The organism is Rhodococcus sp. ABRD24 (assembly GCF_004328705.1).
GTDB lineage: Bacteria > Actinomycetota > Actinomycetes > Mycobacteriales > Mycobacteriaceae > Prescottella.
In genome coordinates this window covers 2133553-2150001 of record NZ_CP035319.1, presented here as the reverse complement: position 1 = coordinate 2150001, position 16449 = coordinate 2133553, and the positions used below count along the sequence as shown (strand labels likewise).

Sequence of the window (16449 nt, the reverse complement as noted above, 5' to 3'; positions counted from 1 at the left end):
GTCGGTGTGTGGTGGGCGGTTTCAGGAGAAGGGGACCGGCGTCCGAAAGATCCAATCGATCCCGCCCGGCCACACATAGCATCGACGTCATGAACCCTCAGCTCAACGCGATTGGTCTGGTGACGACGGATCTCGCCGCTTCCCTAAGCTTCTACCGCCTTCTCGGCCTCGACATTCCGGCCGATGCCGAGGACTACCCGCATGTCGAGGCGACGGCCGGCGGAATCCGGGTGATGTGGGACACCGTCGAAGTGGTCGAATCGTTCAGCGGTAAGTGGACGCCGCCCACCGGGAGTCACCGTGTCGCGCTCGCATTCGATTGTGGGACCGCCGCGCAGGTGGACGCGGCGTGGGCGCGGTTCGTGGCGGCGGGGCACGGCGGTACGGCGCCGTTCGACGCGCCGTGGGGCCAGCGCTACGCGAGCCTGGTGGATCCCGACGGCAACGCCGTCGACCTGTTCGCGCCGCTACCGGGCTGACGAATCTCACCGAACGGGCGTCCGGTGAGGCGCCGCGACTCACGGATCAGGTGCGCCTGGTCCACATAGCCGCACTCGGCGGCCACGGCAGCTGATGGAATGCCGAGGCCGGCGAGGTCCCGAGCCCGCTGCAACCGCAGAATCCCGGCGAGCGTCTTCGGTCCGTAGCCGAAGCTCCTCGTTCCGAGTCGGTGAAGTGCGCGGGTGGACAGGTCGGTGGCCGCCGCAACGTCGGCGACGGAGGTACCGGCGCCGAGCATCGTGGCGACGACAGTGACGACCGGATCGACCGGCCCCAGCACCGCCAGGCGCGAGCGGCCGAAGTCCTCGAACATTGCGGCCGCGATGGTGGGATCCACCCCGGCGAGCGGCGCGGCCATCCGGCGTCCGACCACATCGACCAGGGGGATTCGGCTGTCGCGCAGCTGTTCTGCTGGAACTTCGAGGAGATGGGGGAGTAGCCCCGGCGGGAAGCGCAACCCGACGCTGGGCAGCGGTGACGCCGACACCGCGATCGGGCCGGTGTCGGGCCCGGCGACCATAACCTCACCGTCGCGCCACACGAGGTCCATGCAGCCATCCGGGAGTATGATCCCGTCCTCGGTGCGGATACTGCCCCACCGGATCGCGGAGGGGATTGCCTGCGAAGGGCGCTCGGAGTACACGCCCCAGTACAGCACGGCTCGCCGGTCAGTCCGGGTGGCGCCGTCTCCGCTGCTTCCTTGCGGGGTGGTTGCCGCCGAGGTGATCGCAATCTACGGTCGCACGCAGTGCTTGCCGGCGCCTCGACAGGAGATATCGACTTGGAACGGACCACGATCGCCGAGATGCTGCTCGACCGGCTGGGCGACGAGCGCCTGGGCGTCCGGACCCGCGAGCAGGATTGGACATGGGACGAGGTGGTTCGCGAGAGTGCCGCGCGCGGCGCCCTCTCATTGTCGCTGCGCGTCGACGGCCCGTTCCATATCGGTGTCCTGCTCGAGAACGTTCCGGACTTCCTGTTCTGGCTCGGCGGGGCCGCGCTGACCGGTGGCACGATCGTCGGTATCAATCCCACCCGCGGCGCGGTGGAGCTCGAGGCCGAAATCCGTTACGTCGATTGCCAATTGATCGTCAGTGACGCTGCGGGTATGGAGAAGCTTCGAGGCCTCGACCTCGGCCTCGCCGAGGACCGTTTCATCCTGATCGACGCCCCGGACTACCGGGAGCGGCTCGACGACCACCGCGTCGAGCCCGCCGTCGCCGACGGGATCGACGAGTTCTCGCTGTTCCTGCTGCTGTTCACATCGGGTACTACGGGAATGTCGAAGGCCGTCAAATGCAGTCAGGGCCGGCTCGCCCGGATCGCGCACGCGAACACTGCGAAGTACGGGCATCACCGCGACGACATCGACTACTGCCCGATGCCGCTCTTCCACGGAAACGCGCTCATGGCATTGTGGGCGCCCGCGCTCGCCAACGGGGCTACGGTGTGCCTGCCGGAGGCTCGCAAGTTCTCGGCGTCGGGTTTCATGCCGGACGTGAAATTCTTCGGCGCCACGTTCTTCACGTACGTCGGAAAGACGCTCGCCTATTTGATGGCGACGCCGGAGCATCCGGGCGACGGCGACAACCAGCTCGAGCGCGGCTTCGGCACCGAGGCCTCGCCCGAGGACAAGGCCGAGTTCGTGCGCCGCTTCGGTGCGGAACTGCACGAGGGTTACGGCTCGAGCGAGGGGGCCGGCTCGGTGCAACTCGACGCCGAGGCCCCCGCAGGAGCGCTGGGCCGCCCCGCGCATGCCGGCATCGCCGTCGTGAACCCGGAGACTCGGGAGGAATGCGTCCGCGCGATTCTCGACAAGCACGGCCGGGTGCTGAATCCGGACGAGGCTATCGGCGAGATGATCGACAAGGACGGCGCCCGCGCGTTCGAGGGCTACTACAAGAATGACGCCGCCGACGCCGACCGGATCAAGCACGGCTGGTACTGGACCGGCGATCTCGGCTACGTCGACGAGGCCGGCTTCATCTACTTCGCCGGTCGCAAGGGTGACTGGATCCGCGTCGACGGTGAGAACACGTCCGCGCTGATGATCGAGCGCGTACTGCGCCGGCACCCGCAGGTCATCGCAACCGGCGTGTACGCGATCCCGGACCCGCGTTCGGGCGACCAGGTGATGGCGGCGGTCGAGCTGGAGTCGCTCGAGGAGTTCGATCCTGCCGAGTTCGCGTCGTTCCTGTCCGGCCAGGCCGACCTGGGCAGCAAGGCCACCCCGCGGTTCGTCCGGGTGTCGACGAACCTGCCGATGACCGGATCCAACAAGGTACTCAAGCGCGAGCTGCAGGCGGAGCTGTGGCGTACTGGTGATCCGGTGTTTCGCTGGGAGGGCCGCGGTGCGCCCGCCTACAAGCAGATGACCGACGAGGACAAGAGGGCGCTCGAGTCCGAGTTCGCCGCCCACAGCCGCCAGCGCTTCCTGGGCTCCTGATGGGACGGCCGCGACGGGTTTCGTGTCCCGATCCGTCGGTTGCCGAGATCGACGCGCTCGGTGCCTGTCGTCAGAGCAGGTGGACCTTTTTGTAGAGCACCTTCGACGGCCCGCCGACGAGGCCGACGCTGTCGAGGAAGTTCATGAGTTTCGAACCCGACGTACGGATCACGTCGTGGTGGTGGGTGTTGGTGCGGGCGGCCTCGAGCGCACGTTTCTTGTCGAGGCCGGCGTTGGTGTACACATCGGGGTGGATCATGCTCTTCATCACGAAGTAGACCACCGTGGCGGTGTTGACGCGCTCGGCGGCGAGCCGTGCCCGGCTGGCGCCCTGTAGTCGGCGGCTTACCTCCTCGCGGGCGAAACGGATGTGTCGCGCCTCCTCGAGGACGTGGATCTTGCTGACGGTGCGGGTAACCGGTTGGACGCGCTCGTCCCTCATGAAGTCGCGCTGCATCATGTCCAGGATTTCCTCCGCCGCCATCACACTGGCGTACGCGTTGGCGCCGCGGAAGAACCCGCCCCATATGCGACCGGCCTTGTGGATGAACGGGATCGGCCCGTAGTCGGGCATCCCCAAGCGTTCGCCGGCGCGGGCGAACATTACCGAGTGGCGGCACTCGTCGGCTACCTCGGTGAGTGCGAATTGCACGTGGCGGGAGTGCTTGTCGCGGCCGTATACATCGCGCAGCAGCATCTGCATGAGGAGGATCTCGAACCAGAGGCCGACGCTGGAGACGCTGGCGGCCTCATGTTTGGTGAGTCGGATCTTCTGTTCGTCGCTCATCTCGTCCCACAGGGGTGTGCCGTAGAGCGTGCTCCACTCCGGGGTGAGGCCGAACTTGTCGGCGGGTACCGGGGCGTCCCAGTCGACTTCGATCATCGGGTCATACGACTTGCGGGCGGACGATGCCAACAGTCTGCGTGCGGTGTCCTCGCGGTCGGACACTGGCGGAGCCGGGCGGGTCGTCGGAGCCGCCGGAGTCTGAGGTGTCATGACTGCCCCTCGTTCGTGTCACAGCCGCGACGGGCCACGACATATATGTGACGGGTGGTAACTGTTATTTCGACCATACAGTGGCCATCGTCACAATCGCAATGGTGAGCAAGGAAGTCGCAGATCGGCCGTGTTCGCGGATTGCATCGAAGTCCCCCGCGCTCGAGACCGCTCGGCGGTACCGTGACGTAGTCCTCACGAGGACACCGCACGGCGAGGAGAGGAACTCGATGATTACCAATGCGCTCAACTGGATTCTCGGCCTGATCGGCAGCGGCTCGGCCGGCAGCAGCGGGTACTCGATTCCCCCGGGAAGCCTGGGCGGTAGCTGATCAGTTCCTCAAACGTTCGGCCCGCGGCCGGGCCGTAGGGCGAACGCGCGGAGCCGCGAGTAGCCACGGACCCGGAGCGGGCGTAGCGGCTTGAGGACCAATTCTTCATCCTCCGCCAGCGCCGCCGCCAGTTCCGCGTCCACCAGAACGGTGCCGGGCCGGGCGGCGCTCGTGAGCCGAGCCGCAATGTTGACCACTGCGCCGAACAGGTCGCCGAAGCGCACCAGGACGGGGCCGAGTGCCAGGCCGACCCGCAGGTCCGGCTGCCCCGATTCGCCGAGGAACGCCTCCTGTAGTGCCAGTGCGATCCGTGCCGCGTCGGAGGCGTTCTCGGCGGCGAACATCACTTCGTCACCGACATTTTTGATCACCCATCCGCGGCCTTGCGTGATGATCGCGGTGGTCCGGGACTCGAACTCTTCGAGCAGTCCGCTGAGTTCGTCGACGCGGATCCGGCGGGTCAGGCTTGTGTAACCGACCATGTCCGCGAAACCGACCGTGAGCATGCGGTGGGCTGTGTCCTCGCCGACGCTGCCGGCCCGGCGGGCAGTCGCCGCGGCGAGATGGCGTCGCCACACGTACGACTGCAGTGCCTCGACGGTCGGCAGTAGCTGCGAGGTGAGGGTACCGACGGCGGTGCGCAGGGCCTGCTCATCGAGTGTCCCGGACTGATCGAGACCCGCCGCGAGTTCGTCGGCGAGGTGCGAATTGAGCACCGCCACCTGCCATTCCGCGAGCCGTGACATCGATTGGCCCAGGGCTCGGGTAGCTGCGACGGCCGCGTCCGGTGCCAGCGCGCCACCGTCGACGAACTCGACGAGCGCCCGGAGCGCTGCGGCGTCACCATCTGTGAACATCACCGCATCCGGATCGGAGTCGATCGCGAAGCCCATCGATACCCACAGGCGCTGGGCCCGCTCGAGGGGTACGCCCGCCAGTTCGGCGACCTGATCCCGGGTGTATTTGCGGGGGCCGCCGAGCAGGGTCTGCTCGACCTCTGACTGGATCAGGCCCAGCAGCGCCGAGTCGAGATGCGTGGACAGTTCCACCGGAGCCCCTTTCGTGACGGCCGACCAAGAATGGACCACCGTCGTGCGGGCTGCAACGACTGTCGGGGGTCTGTGGAAAAGTGGCAGTGCAAGGATCAGTACTGCAATCTCGATTGTGACGTCCTCGACTGTGACGTCGAAGAACCACCCACGGAGGATTCACCATGCCGCCCCGCAGCCGTTCCGGCGCAGGTTCGTCCACCCCGGAACACCTCACCGCGGACAACCTCGAGACGCTCGCCGCCGCCGTTGCCGACGGCAGACGGGCCACCGTGTACTTGCGTGAAGCCACGCCAAGTCTCGGAATCGAAGCTGGTTGCTCGGCGAAAGTTGTTTCTGTCGAGGGGAATACGGTGACAATTCGGCCAAAGGGTGTCAACGACGAACTGCCGTTCGAGGCTGAGGAGCTGCGGATGACCCGCAAAGCGCCCGAGCCGGCAGGTAAGCCCGCCGCGCCGAGAAGGGCCGGGCGGGTCGCCGTGCCGCGGACTGCAGCACCTGCTCCCGCGGTCCCGCAACGCACTGCGCCGCCCACCGCTCCCGCGCCGACGCCCGCCGCCGCCGCGAAGGCTCCGGCCACGGCGGCGCCCGCGCCACCGGTGTCCCCTGTCCCGGCTTCCGCCGGTGCACCGGCGTCGCGTCGCCCGCGGAAGGCTCAGGGTGGGGTGTCGGTGACGATCCACGCCGGGCCCGAGAACGAATGGACGGTCACTCTCGCGCACGGTGCAAAGCGTCCGAGCAAGGCGGTTCCGGTCAGTCCGGACGCGGTGGATCGGGCCGTCCGTGAGCTAGGCGATCCTCAGGTTCTCGAGGCGGTCCAATCGGTCATTCTCGCTGCTCGCGAGGCTGCAGAGCAGCGAATTGCCGCCTTGAGCAAGGAACTCGAGGATGCGCGTAGGACGCTCGCGGCGCTGGGGGCGACGCCCTAGTCGGCGATTCGGTGACGATCGGGTCAACGCGGCCCGTCGGCACCGGCGTAGGTGGGAAGGTTGCCGATAGAGTGTCCCGCCGACTCGAGTGCGTGAGCGCCGAGGGCGCGTCCGTGGGCGGTGATCGACCGATGGCACATTCCTAGCGCCAACCGGGAGGGCAACATGCTCAAGCGACTTTCCTTGATCTTCGCGGTGTTGGCGGTGATCGCCGCGATGCTCGGGGTCGGCACCGCCACCGCCGCGCCGCCGAAGACGGTACTCGGTGGCGGCTCGGGGATCGTGATCGACGACATGTACCAGTGCACGCTCACCACGATCGGATACGACAACGCCGGCAGACTCGTCGGCATCACGGCCGGTCACTGCGGTGACGCCGGCGCGACAGTAGTTTCGGAGTCCGCACCCGACGCCGGTGTCGTGGGCCAGTTCGTGGTGTCGAACTCCGACTACGACTACGCGGTCCTACAGTTCGACCCCGCGAAGGTGCAGCCGGTGAACACGATCGGTCAGGTCACGATTACCGAAATCGGAAAGCCCGCGCAGTTCCCGGCGGTCGCGTGCAAGCAGGGACGCACCACCGGACATACGTGCGGGGTGGTCTACGGCGACCTCTTGCAGAGTCAGGAGACGTGGACCCAGATGTGTGTCATCGAGGGCGATTCTGGCTCGCCGGTCGTCGTGGGCACTACGTTGGTCGCGATGGTGAACGCCTACCTCGGGGTGGCGTGCTTCGGGCCCGAACTCGGCACCAACATGACGTCGATCATCGACAACATCAACGCCAGCGGTGGCGTCGGGGCCGGATACAGACCGATCTAGCTGCGGCTCAACCGCACACGGCGCCGTCGGACGCCGACCCGACGAGCTTGGTGTACTTCGCGAGGACGCCTCGCGTGTAGCGAGGTGGAAGGGGCTCCCATCCGCTGCGGCGGGTGGCGAGCTCCTTCTCGTCCACCAGTAGATCGAGCACCCCGTTCGCGACGTCGAGACTGATGCGGTCCCCGTCCCGGACGAAGGCGATGGGACCGGCGTCCACCGCCTCGGGTGCGACGTGGCCCACACACAGTCCGGTGGTTCCGCCGGAGAAGCGTCCGTCGGTGAGCAGTAGGACGTCCTTGCCGAGCCCGGCCCCCTTGATCGCGGCGGTGATCGCGAGCATCTCCCGCATCCCCGGGCCGCCCTTGGGGCCCTCGTAGCGGATCACTACGACGTCGCCCGCAGTGATGGTGCCGTCCTCGAGCGCATCCATCGCGGCACGCTCGCGGTCGAAAACGCGTGCGGTGCCGGTGAAGATGGACGAATCGAATCCGGCCGACTTCACCACCGCGCCGCCCGGTGCGAGAGAACCCTTCAAGATCGTGATGCCGCCGGTGGGATGGATCGGGGAACTCAGCGCCCTCAGCACCTTGCCGTCGGGGTCCGGCGGGTCGATCTCGGCGAGATTTTCGGCCAGCGTCCGGCCGGTGACGGTGAGGCAGTCGCCGTGCAGCAGCCCGGCGTCGAGCAGTGCCTTCATGATGACCGGCACGCCGCCGATTCGGTCGACGTCGATCATGACGTGGCGGCCGAACGGTTTGACGTCCGCGAGGTGCGGGACGCGGGCGCCGACGCGGGCGAAGTCGTCGAGCGTGAGCGGCACCTCGGCCTCGTGCGCGATCGCAAGTAGGTGCAGGACGGCGTTGGTGGAGCCGCCGAACGCCATGACGACGGCGATCGCATTCTCGAACGCCTCTTTGGTGAGGATGTCCGACGTGGTGATCCCGCGGCGCAGTAGCTCGACGACGGCCTGCCCACTGCGACGGGCGAAGCCGTCTCGCCGCCGGTCGGTGGCCGGGGGAGCCGCGCTGCCGGGCAGAGACATCCCCAGTGCCTCCGCGGCGCACGCCATCGTGTTGGCGGTGTACATGCCGCCGCACGCGCCCTCGCCGGGGCAGATCGCCCGTTCGATTGCGTCGACATCGGCGCGGCTCATCAGGCCCCGCGAGCACGCGCCCACCGCCTCGAACGCGTCGATGATGGTCACTTCCTTCTCGGTGCCGTCGGACAGCTTCGCGATGCCCGGCAGGATCGATCCGGCGTAGAGGAAGACGTTGGCCAGATTCAGTCGCGCGGCGGCCATCAGCATCCCGGGTAGCGATTTGTCGCAGCCGGCGAGCAGCACCGAGCCGTCGAGCCGCTCGGCCTGCATGACGGTCTCGACGCTGTCGGCGATCACCTCGCGGGAGACCAGCGAGAAATGCATGCCCTCGTGCCCCATCGAGATGCCGTCGGAGACCGAGATGGTGCCGAACTCGAGCGGGTAGCCGCCGCCCGCGAACACCCCGTCCTTGCAGGCTTTGGCGAGCCGGTCCAGCGACAGGTTGCACGGGGTGATCTCGTTCCACGACGATCCGATGCCGATCTGAGGCTTGTCCCAGTCGTCATCACCCATGCCGACCGCTCGCAGCATTCCGCGCGCGGCGGTCTTCTCGAGGCCGTCCGTGACATCGCGGCTGCGGGGCTTGATGTCCGGAGTGGGTGAATCCTTCGAAGTGGTCACGGCACTGCTCCCAACGATCGATCGTCACGGATGGCGGGCTCGAAGTCCATGTAACCATCACGCGGGACGAGGTGGGACGTCTCTACGCCTCCCGCGGGCGCCTGCCCGATCTCCCGCGTCTTGCGCACTTGGCGCCGAATCGCCCGTCGGAGAAGCGCGGTAGGTGCGCAAAGCGCGCGGTACTCGGGATTGGTCAGTGCGGCGGCGGTTGCACGGCGGGCGCGGTGACGTCGCAGTGCGGTTGGCACGCGACGGACTCGCTCCCCGGTTCCGCTGCGGGTTCCCGGGCAGTGACGCCTCGCGGGATCATCACCGCCGCGATAATGGCTCCGGTCAGCAACAGTGCGGCGCAGATGAGCATCGCGGTGCGGAACCCGGATGCAAAGGCGTCCGGGTTCCCGAGCGCCTCGGCGCCGATCCCGGCGAGTGCAGGCAGTGCCGCGACCGCGAGTAGCTGGCTGGTGCGCGCGACCGCATTGTTGACCCCCGACGCGATCCCGGCCTGGTTCGACGATACCGAGCCGAGGACTGCCGCGGTGAGCGGCGCGACGAGGACGGACAGACCGAGGCCGAAGACCACGACGGCGGGCAGGACCTGCGTCGGGTACGACGCACCCGGTCCGATCCGGAGCATGAGCAGCAGCCCTGCAGCCCCCAGGATGGGGCCGACGGTCATCGGGATCCGTGGTCCGTGCACCTGGGCCCAGCGGCCCGCCCTGGACGACAGCGACAGCATCAGGATCGTGATCGGCAGTGACGCGATGCCCGCTGCGAGCGGCGAGTACCCGGACACGATCTGCAGCTGAAGAAGCAGGAGGAAGAAGACGCCACCGAGCGCCGCGTACACCGCGAGGGTCACCAGATTGGCGGCCACGAACACGCGGGAGGTGAACAGCGAGCTCGGCACCAGGGCGTTCCGGGAGCGCCGTTCCACCATGACGAACCCGGCGAGCAGCGCGACGCCGACGACCACCGCCCACACCTGTTTCTCGATCATTCCGTAGGTGAGTGCGCCCAAGGCGAGTATCGCAAGCGCAGACCCGAGGACGTCGAGCCGCTCCGGTGGGTGCGGGTCGCGGCTCTCCGGGACGTGCCGGACCGAGACCCACACGACCGCGACCGCCAGCGGCAGGTTGATCAGGAACACCGAACGCCACCCCGCGATCTCGACCAGCCAGCCGCCGAGCAGCGGGCCGATCGCTGCCGCCACACCGCCGAGCCCGGACCAGAGTCCGATCGCGGCGCCCTGATCCTCGTCGTCGAACGACGCCGAGATGATCGCCAGGCTGCCCGGAGTGAGCATTGCCGCGCCCACTCCCTGCAGCAGTCGGGCGGCTATGAGCATCGACACGTCCGGTGCCAGCGCGCACAGGCCAGACGCAATCGCGAACCAGACTGTTCCCCAGACGAATACGCGGCGCCTGCCCCACCGATCGCCGAGCGCCCCGCCGAGGAGGATGAGCGCCGCGAGCGTCAGGGTGTAGCCGCTGAGCGTCCACTGCAATCCTGCGACCTCGGTCCCGAGATCCTCGCCGATCCGGGGTAGCGCGACATTGACGACCGTCCCGTCGAGCATCGCCAGGGAGGAGCCGAGTACGGTCGCGAGCACCACCCAGCGGCCCTGACGCGATTTCAGGTGCAGCGGCGGCGCGGCGGTCATGTAACCGATGGTGCGCTCTCCTAGCCGGGCCGGGAACCCCCCGATCTGGAGAAGTACGTCCGGTCTGTCTCATGTGAACCGTCTGAGGGTTCAGAAGCTCCACTTGCGGTCGCCATAACGACTGCGCCTCCGATCGCAGCGGCCTATGGCGGTGAGGAGAACGATCACAACATTTCTCATGCTGCACTTCCGTTTCCGCTTGTGCCATGTCCATAGCCTTCTATGGAAGTGGTCAAGATCCGCCAGGTCGTCGAGGCTCCCTCCATCGCTGAGTCTCGCCTGGACGCAGCGCATCCACGCGAATTGTGAGGACAACGTGAGAGTTCCGCGCCGCGCCGACGGGCTGCCCGATGTCCGGGCAGGATCGGCGATACCGTCCAGCACGCCGCACCCGTGCGGTGACGGACGGAGCAGACGAAGGGCTGGGAGTGGCATGTTCTCGATGCGCAGAGGAACCGAACGGTTCCGACGGACGGCGATGGTTGGTGTGATGTGCGCTGCGGCGCTGGCGATGTCGGCATGCGGCGACGGGGGCAACCAGCCTTCGGTGCCTGGTCCGGTCACCACAACCGTGATGATCTCGACCACGCCCCCAATCCCCGCCCCGACAGCCGCCGAACTGAACGCAATCCTCACGAAGGCGCTCGACGCGAGTCTCCCAGCCGCGGAGAAGGTGGCCCTCGTTCAGGGTGCGGCAGCGGACCCGGGACTGATCGACCAGGTGGTGGCTGCGGCGATGGCGAACAAGGTGACCGTCGAGGTCACGGAAGTGACCGACCTCGGTGACGGCGCAGTCGCCGCGACGGTGACCATGATCCTCGACGGTCAGCCCAATCCTGACGCCATCATGAACTTCGTCGCAGAGGACGGGGTGTGGAAGCTGTCGCAGGACAACGCTTGTGGGACGTCGAAATTGCCGGCCTGAGTTCTACTACCTGCGTGTAGATCACAAATTCTCGCAGTCTCACCGCACTTTCCGGGATCCTCAATTGTGCTGACTCCTCTTGTTCGACAGTGATTTCCGAGACAGACCAGACGCAAATGTCACAGCCTCGGATTGTCCATCTGTTCGACTTGACCGAGGAAGATGCCGCTGGCGATTCCGGAGTCTTCGCCGTCGAATCGCCACTGCCGCTTCCTCGTTCGGTAACGGAAACGGCGCGTGGAGGTATCCCTCCGTTGCCGCACAAGCCCGGGTCGGGGCTAATCGGCTTCGTACACAATCCTCACCGTCGACCCGATCCGCTCATGTAGATCGAACACCGAATCATGATCCGCATGTCGGGACAGCACGAATGCGGGGTATCCAGAAAAGTGCGGATACGGCCTCACGACATCACCTGAATGAAGCATCTGAATAATGTGATCTACCTGCGGATCCACCGAGATATCGGAAAGGCCGACAATTTCCGCTATGCGGCCGGAGCCATCGGACTGAACGATATAGTTTGCTGCAATGCCTACAGGAGTTGCCAGGGTGTCCTGCTTCGCATCGATGTTTCGAGGGGGCAGTCCAACGGCCATACGCATCACTTCACCCGCAAAGTCGACACCGCTCACTCCCTGAGCGATGTAGTGTGAAACGCCAGATCCGCCGAACCGGGCGCCGACTTCTAGAATGAAAGGCCGGTTCCCTTCGCACAGACGAAGCTCAGTGTGCGTCGGACCCATGTTGATCCCGAGCGCCCGATGCCCGCGAATCACTTCCCGGAAGATAGCGTTCCGTGCCTCATCATCCAATTGCGCAGGAGCGACGTAGTTGCCTGCTTCAAAGAATGGCCCTTGAGGGTAGCCCTTGTCCCCGATGGCAAGCACATGAACATGTCCATCCACCACCAGGCTCTCGACAACGTACTCGGGGCCGTCGAGATACTCCTCGACAACCAGTCTTGGATCAACTCCCTCGTTCGAGCCGAGTGCAACCTGTCTTGCTAACTCGGATTGCCTGATTGCAGAAGACAATCCAGATTCTTCATCTACTCGTATGACCCCGAGACTCCCAAAGCCATCAGCCAGCTTGACCACCACTGGCGTAGGGCCCTTGATCCCGGGAGGACCGCCTCCGCCCGATTCGCCGGTCCGGTCGGAGCCTGGGCGGAGCTGGTCGGCTGCGCCGGGTTTGCTGGGGTCCGCTGCGGGGTCGCGTCTGCCCGGTGAGCTGGCTACTCGCGTCGGACACTCCGTCGTATGGCCGCTGATCGGCTGGGATCGGACCGGATGACCAGGCTCGATGCCTCACGGCTCGGGAGTTCGGCGTATCTGTGAGGTTTCGTCCGCGCAGGTTCCAGGTCAGCCGTCTGACGGCTTCCGTGGAGGCACCCGGCATCCTGGGGCGACGGTCCCGCGATCAGATTGTCCGCTGTTGTTCGCTTGCAGGTCGCTCACCGGTTTCTCAATCGTTGCCGGGTGGGCGCAACATTCTTTCCGAGATCCTGCAGAGGTGAAGGGGACGTAAATCCGCTCTCGACTGTAGTTTCTTCCCGATGCGCAACAAGCGCATAAACCGTTGATTTGAGGAGTGGTAATGGGTTCTTCTGACGCAGACCTCGCGCTGATCAAGCAGATCCAGCCGGTTGTCAGTGGCATTGGTAGCGTGCTCTCGGGCCTGGCTGCGATCCTCGGCCTGGTCGGCGCGCTGAACGCCTTCAGCTGATCTGTATCTGATCCGGGCCCGCTGGTCCGGAAGCTGAACGGCAGTGCCCCACCGTCTCTCATGAGAGACAGTGGGGCACTGTTGTCGTTCGGTGGCAAGCGGTTGGGAACCGCGGCGATTCGCAGTGAAACGGCATTCGCCTCAACGCCTTCGATTGGCGATGAGGCGAATGCCGTGATCGATCTGGCGACTACTTGTAGCTGTAGAAGCCCTGACCGGTCTTCTTGCCGAGGTGTCCGGCGTCAACCTTGCGGCGCAGCAGTGCCGGCGGCGCGTAGTTCGGCTGCCCGAACTCGACGTACAGTGACTCCGCCGCAGCAAGCGCGACGTCGAGACCGACGGTGTCGAGCAGGGTCAGCGGCCCCATCGGGTAGCCGCAGCCGCCCTTCATCGCGTCGTCGATGTCTTCGGCGCTCGCGTAGCCGGATTCGAGCATCCGGACCGCATCGCACAGGTACGGGATGAGGAGCGCGTTGACGATGAAGCCCGCGCGGTCACCGGCCCGGACGGCCTTCTTGCCCAGAGTGTTACGGGCGAAATCCGTCACTGCTGCAACAGTCTCTTCGGACGTGACCAGGCTGACCACGATCTCCACCAGCGGCATTACCGGCACCGGGTTGAAGAAGTGGACACCGACGACCTGGCCCGGACGCTGGGTTGCTTTGGCAATCTTGATGACCGGGATCGAGGAGGTGTTGGTTGCCAGGATGCCCGACGGCTTCACGATCTTGTCGAGCTTGCCGAAGATCTCAGCCTTGAGCGCCTCGATCTCCGGGGCGGCCTCGATGACCAGGTCCCGGTCCGCGAACTCCTCGATGTCGAGGGTCACTCGCACGCGAGCGATCGCCGCGTCTGCCTCCTCCTGGGTGATCTTACCCCGGGCGACGCCGCGGCCGATCGAGTTGGCGATACGCGCCTGCGCTGCATCCGCGTACTCCTGCTTTGTTTCCAGGACCAGGACCGAACTACCGGCCTTCGCGCACACTTCGGCAATGCCGGCACCCATCGTGCCGCCGCCGATTACACCCACTAGCTCCACAGTTGACTCTCCAAATGGTTCTCGGTCGAAATGATGTCGGGGACATTCTGCTACCTGAGCAGAATGCGGGACTACTTCAGGAGCGCCCGGGACATCACGACGCGCTGGATCTGGTTGGTGCCCTCGTAGATCTGGGTGATCTTGGCATCTCGCATCATCCGCTCGACCGGGAAGTCGGTGGTGTAGCCGGCGCCGCCGAACAGCTGGACGGCGTTGGTGGTGACCTCCATCGCGACGTCGGACGCGAGGCACTTCGCGGCGGCGGAGATGAAGCCGAGGTTCTTCTCGCCGCGCTCGGCGCGGGCGGCCGCGGTGTAGACCATCAGGCGGGCCGACTCGATCTTCATCGCCATGTCGGCGAGCATGAACTGGGTGTTCTGGAACGACGCGATGGACGTGCCGAACTGCTTGCGGTCCTTGGTGTAGGCCAGTGCCGCGTCGAATGCGCCCTGCGCGAGGCCCAGTGCCTGCGCGCCGATCGTCGGGCGGGTGTGGTCGAGGGTCTCGAGCGCGGTCTTGAAGCCGGTGCCCGGTTCGCCGATGATGCGGTCTCCCGGAATGCGGCAGTTCTCGAAGTACAGCTCGGCGGTGGGCGAGCCCTTGATGCCGAGCTTGTGCTCGAGCGGTCCGACGACGAAGCCCTCGTCGTCCTTGTGCACCATGAACGCCGAGATGCCGTTGGCGCCCTTGTCGGGATCGGTCACGGCCATGACGGTGTACCAGGTTGACTTGCCGCCGTTGGTGATCCAGCACTTGGAGCCGTTGAGGATCCAGTCGTCACCGTCCGCCTTCGCGCGGGTGCGCATGGCGGCGGCATCGGAGCCGGCCTCCCGCTCGGAGAGGGCGTAGGAGGCCATGTTGCCCTCGGCGATGCCCGGCAGTACCTGCTTCTTGAGCTCGTCCGATCCCTTGAGGATCAGGCCCATCGTGCCGAGCTTGTTGACGGCGGGGATCAGTGAGGACGAGCCGCAGACGCGGGCGACCTCCTCGATCACGATGCAGGCCGCGACCGAATCGGCGCCCTGGCCGTCGTATGCCTCGGGGACATGGATGGCGTTGAAGCCCGATGCGACGAGCGCCTGCAGGGCCTCCTCGGGGAAGCGGGCCTTCTCGTCGACTTCCTTCGCGTAGGGCGCGATCTCCTTCTCGGAGAGAGCGCGGATCGCGGCCCGTAGCTCGTCGTGCTCCTCGTTCAGCTGGAACAGGGGGAAATCGGGGTTGCCGGCCATGGGACGCTCCTCGGTTGTGCGGGACGGTCAGTCGTACGGGGCGGTCTGCTGGAATCAAGTGAACCCGGAAACCGCAGACCCAGCATTCGGAGGCACTCAGTGCCAGTTCCTGGTCGTCGGTTTTGGCGGGCACTGCGGCATGTTTCTACCGATAGCACACTTATCCCAACGAGTGCCCCCAGTCAAGCATGGCACTTAGTGCCAGTCAAGATTCGGGATGGAGCTGGACGACTCGAGCTGCAGTCGCACCCGGCGGGCCACCTCGGCGGCCGAGGTCCCGGCCGGGTAGGTCACCACCGTCACCACGTCCTGTGTGGACGGCGCTCGGGAGTCGGCGCTGCTGTCGCCCGCCACCCCGAATGTCCGTCTGATCCGGTCCAGAGCCCGCTGCAACTCGGCCGGCGTCGCAGACTCGTCTCCGCGGATCATCGCCCGCAGCAGGTAGTTGTGGCTCGCGGTCACGGTCGCCGCAAACCCCACCACATCGAGCGGGGTGGCCGACGGCACCGCCTCCCGCAGGTACTCGGTGAACAAACGTTCGTAGCGGTAGCCGGTCACGATCTCGCGGTCCCTTAGGGCCGCCACGCGCTGGACCACCTGGTATCGGCGCACCGATAGTTCACGGTTCTCGCGGAATCGGTTGAAGACCAGGTGCGCGGCTTCGCACACCGCTGCCCACGGGTCCTCGGGTGCCCCCGCCAGATACTCCGAAGCCTGTTCGAGGAGAGATTCGTGGTCGGCGAAGATCACGTCCTCCTTCGAGCGGAACTGCCGGAAGAACGTGCGCCGGGATACTCCGGCCGCCGCCGCGATCTGGTCTACCGAGGTGGCCTCGTACCCGTGTTCGGCGAACAGTCGGATGGCCTGAGTCGCGACGTGGACCCGAAAGTCCGCGGGGTCGCCGGCTGGGTCGGCTCCGGATTCGTCGACGCGCTCAGTCATGGGTGCCAGTATCCACGGGCTGCGTAGCGAGAACCGAGTTCCTCCCGGAGTGCCCCTCGCTGACCTGCCGGTCTGGACCGGGCCGCCGGGCGGGCGGATACTGCACATAGGCGCTGCTCGTCGCGTACGG

The 16449-nt window shown here is 66.3% G+C and carries 16 protein-coding genes; 7 read left to right on the top strand and 9 right to left on the bottom strand.

All coding sequences use genetic code 11. From position 1 onward, the window contains the following. The first annotated feature begins 89 nt into the window (after window positions 1-89). Window positions 90-479, top strand: a complete 390-nt coding sequence (locus ERC79_RS09460; RefSeq protein WP_131577653.1) for a VOC family protein — start codon at window positions 90-92, stop codon at window positions 477-479. Here ERC79_RS09460 and ERC79_RS09455 read toward each other — a convergent pair. Then, window positions 416-1051, bottom strand: coding sequence for a helix-turn-helix domain-containing protein (locus tag ERC79_RS09455; protein ID WP_242676791.1), 636 nt, complete (start codon window positions 1049-1051; stop codon window positions 416-418). The genes ERC79_RS09460 and ERC79_RS09455 overlap by 64 nt on opposite strands. A gap of 225 nt (window positions 1052-1276) precedes the next feature. Between ERC79_RS09455 and ERC79_RS09450 the strand changes: the two genes are divergently transcribed. Further along, window positions 1277-2947 carry an AMP-binding protein gene (locus ERC79_RS09450; RefSeq protein ID WP_131580941.1) on the top strand — a complete coding sequence of 557 codons (1671 nt, stop codon included), beginning with the start codon at window positions 1277-1279 and terminating at the stop codon, window positions 2945-2947. Window positions 2948-3017: 70 nt separating this feature from the next. On the opposite strand, the gene ERC79_RS09445 is transcribed toward ERC79_RS09450, so the two are convergent. Beyond that, window positions 3018-3944 carry a diiron oxygenase gene (locus ERC79_RS09445; RefSeq protein WP_131577651.1) on the bottom strand — a complete coding sequence of 309 codons (927 nt, stop codon included), beginning with the start codon at window positions 3942-3944 and terminating at the stop codon, window positions 3018-3020. A 104-nt stretch (window positions 3945-4048) separates the two neighbouring features. On the opposite strand from ERC79_RS09445, the gene ERC79_RS09440 reads away from it, so the two are divergent. Then, window positions 4049-4276, top strand: a complete 228-nt coding sequence (locus ERC79_RS09440) for a hypothetical protein (protein WP_131577649.1) — start codon at window positions 4049-4051, stop codon at window positions 4274-4276. A gap of 8 nt (window positions 4277-4284) precedes the next feature. On the opposite strand, the gene ERC79_RS09435 is transcribed toward ERC79_RS09440, so the two are convergent. Continuing rightward, on the bottom strand, window positions 4285-5325 hold the full coding sequence (locus ERC79_RS09435) for an adenylate/guanylate cyclase domain-containing protein (protein WP_131577647.1): 1041 nt from the start codon (window positions 5323-5325) through the stop codon (window positions 4285-4287). Window positions 5326-5489: 164 nt separating this feature from the next. Here ERC79_RS09435 and ERC79_RS09430 point away from each other — a divergent pair, with 164 nt between their 5' ends. Next, window positions 5490-6254, top strand: a complete 765-nt coding sequence (locus tag ERC79_RS09430) for a DUF6319 family protein (protein ID WP_131577645.1) — start codon at window positions 5490-5492, stop codon at window positions 6252-6254. 165 nt (window positions 6255-6419) lie between these two features. Continuing rightward, window positions 6420-7076, top strand: a complete 657-nt coding sequence (locus ERC79_RS09425) for a serine protease (RefSeq protein ID WP_131577643.1) — start codon at window positions 6420-6422, stop codon at window positions 7074-7076. Between the two features lie 7 nt (window positions 7077-7083). Here ERC79_RS09425 and ilvD read toward each other — a convergent pair whose 3' ends face one another. Further along, on the bottom strand, window positions 7084-8796 hold the full coding sequence (ilvD, locus tag ERC79_RS09420) for a dihydroxy-acid dehydratase (RefSeq protein ID WP_131577641.1): 1713 nt from the start codon (window positions 8794-8796) through the stop codon (window positions 7084-7086). Window positions 8797-8989: 193 nt separating this feature from the next. Beyond that, window positions 8990-10456, bottom strand: a complete 1467-nt coding sequence (locus ERC79_RS09415) for an MFS transporter (RefSeq protein ID WP_131577639.1) — start codon at window positions 10454-10456, stop codon at window positions 8990-8992. Window positions 10457-10898: 442 nt separating this feature from the next. Between ERC79_RS09415 and ERC79_RS09410 the strand changes: the two genes are divergently transcribed. Next, entirely contained in the window at window positions 10899-11381 is a 483-nt protein-coding gene (locus tag ERC79_RS09410; protein WP_131577637.1) for a hypothetical protein, read from the top strand. Window positions 11382-11659: 278 nt separating this feature from the next. On the opposite strand, the gene ERC79_RS09405 is transcribed toward ERC79_RS09410, so the two are convergent. Then, window positions 11660-12484 (bottom strand): ATP-grasp domain-containing protein, encoded by an 825-nt coding sequence (locus ERC79_RS09405; RefSeq protein ID WP_165497068.1) that lies wholly within the window; start codon window positions 12482-12484, stop codon window positions 11660-11662. Window positions 12485-12980: 496 nt separating this feature from the next. On the opposite strand from ERC79_RS09405, the gene ERC79_RS23705 reads away from it, so the two are divergent. Next, window positions 12981-13109: a hypothetical protein gene (locus ERC79_RS23705; RefSeq protein ID WP_278249727.1), complete on the top strand. Its 129-nt coding sequence runs from the start codon at window positions 12981-12983 to the stop codon at window positions 13107-13109. Window positions 13110-13299: 190 nt separating this feature from the next. Here the strand turns inward: ERC79_RS23705 and ERC79_RS09400 are convergent, their stop codons facing one another. The 3 genes from ERC79_RS09400 to ERC79_RS09390 form a co-directional block, all read right to left on the bottom strand. After that, window positions 13300-14148: a 3-hydroxybutyryl-CoA dehydrogenase gene (locus tag ERC79_RS09400; RefSeq protein WP_131577635.1), complete on the bottom strand. Its 849-nt coding sequence runs from the start codon at window positions 14146-14148 to the stop codon at window positions 13300-13302. 71 nt (window positions 14149-14219) lie between these two features. Continuing rightward, on the bottom strand, window positions 14220-15377 hold the full coding sequence (locus ERC79_RS09395; RefSeq protein ID WP_131577634.1) for an acyl-CoA dehydrogenase: 1158 nt from the start codon (window positions 15375-15377) through the stop codon (window positions 14220-14222). 195 nt (window positions 15378-15572) lie between these two features. Beyond that, window positions 15573-16319, bottom strand: a complete 747-nt coding sequence (locus tag ERC79_RS09390; protein WP_131577633.1) for a TetR family transcriptional regulator — start codon at window positions 16317-16319, stop codon at window positions 15573-15575. Window positions 16320-16449 lie beyond the last annotated feature (130 nt).

Coding starts and splice junctions, on each gene's coding strand:
- ERC79_RS09415 (WP_131577639.1), bottom strand. CDS start 10,456: ATGACCGCCGCGCCGCCGCTGCACCTGAAATCGCGTCAGGGCCGCTGG.
- ERC79_RS09430 (WP_131577645.1), top strand. CDS start 5,490: ATGCCGCCCCGCAGCCGTTCCGGCGCAGGTTCGTCCACCCCGGAACAC.
- ERC79_RS09390 (WP_131577633.1), bottom strand. CDS start 16,319: ATGACTGAGCGCGTCGACGAATCCGGAGCCGACCCAGCCGGCGACCCC.
- ERC79_RS09460 (WP_131577653.1), top strand. CDS start 90: ATGAACCCTCAGCTCAACGCGATTGGTCTGGTGACGACGGATCTCGCC.
- ERC79_RS23705 (WP_278249727.1), top strand. CDS start 12,981: ATGGGTTCTTCTGACGCAGACCTCGCGCTGATCAAGCAGATCCAGCCG.
- ERC79_RS09410 (WP_131577637.1), top strand. CDS start 10,899: ATGCGCAGAGGAACCGAACGGTTCCGACGGACGGCGATGGTTGGTGTG.
- ERC79_RS09425 (WP_131577643.1), top strand. CDS start 6,420: ATGCTCAAGCGACTTTCCTTGATCTTCGCGGTGTTGGCGGTGATCGCC.
- ERC79_RS09455 (WP_242676791.1), bottom strand. CDS start 1,051: ATGGACCTCGTGTGGCGCGACGGTGAGGTTATGGTCGCCGGGCCCGAC.
- ERC79_RS09445 (WP_131577651.1), bottom strand. CDS start 3,944: ATGACACCTCAGACTCCGGCGGCTCCGACGACCCGCCCGGCTCCGCCA.
- ERC79_RS09395 (WP_131577634.1), bottom strand. CDS start 15,377: ATGGCCGGCAACCCCGATTTCCCCCTGTTCCAGCTGAACGAGGAGCAC.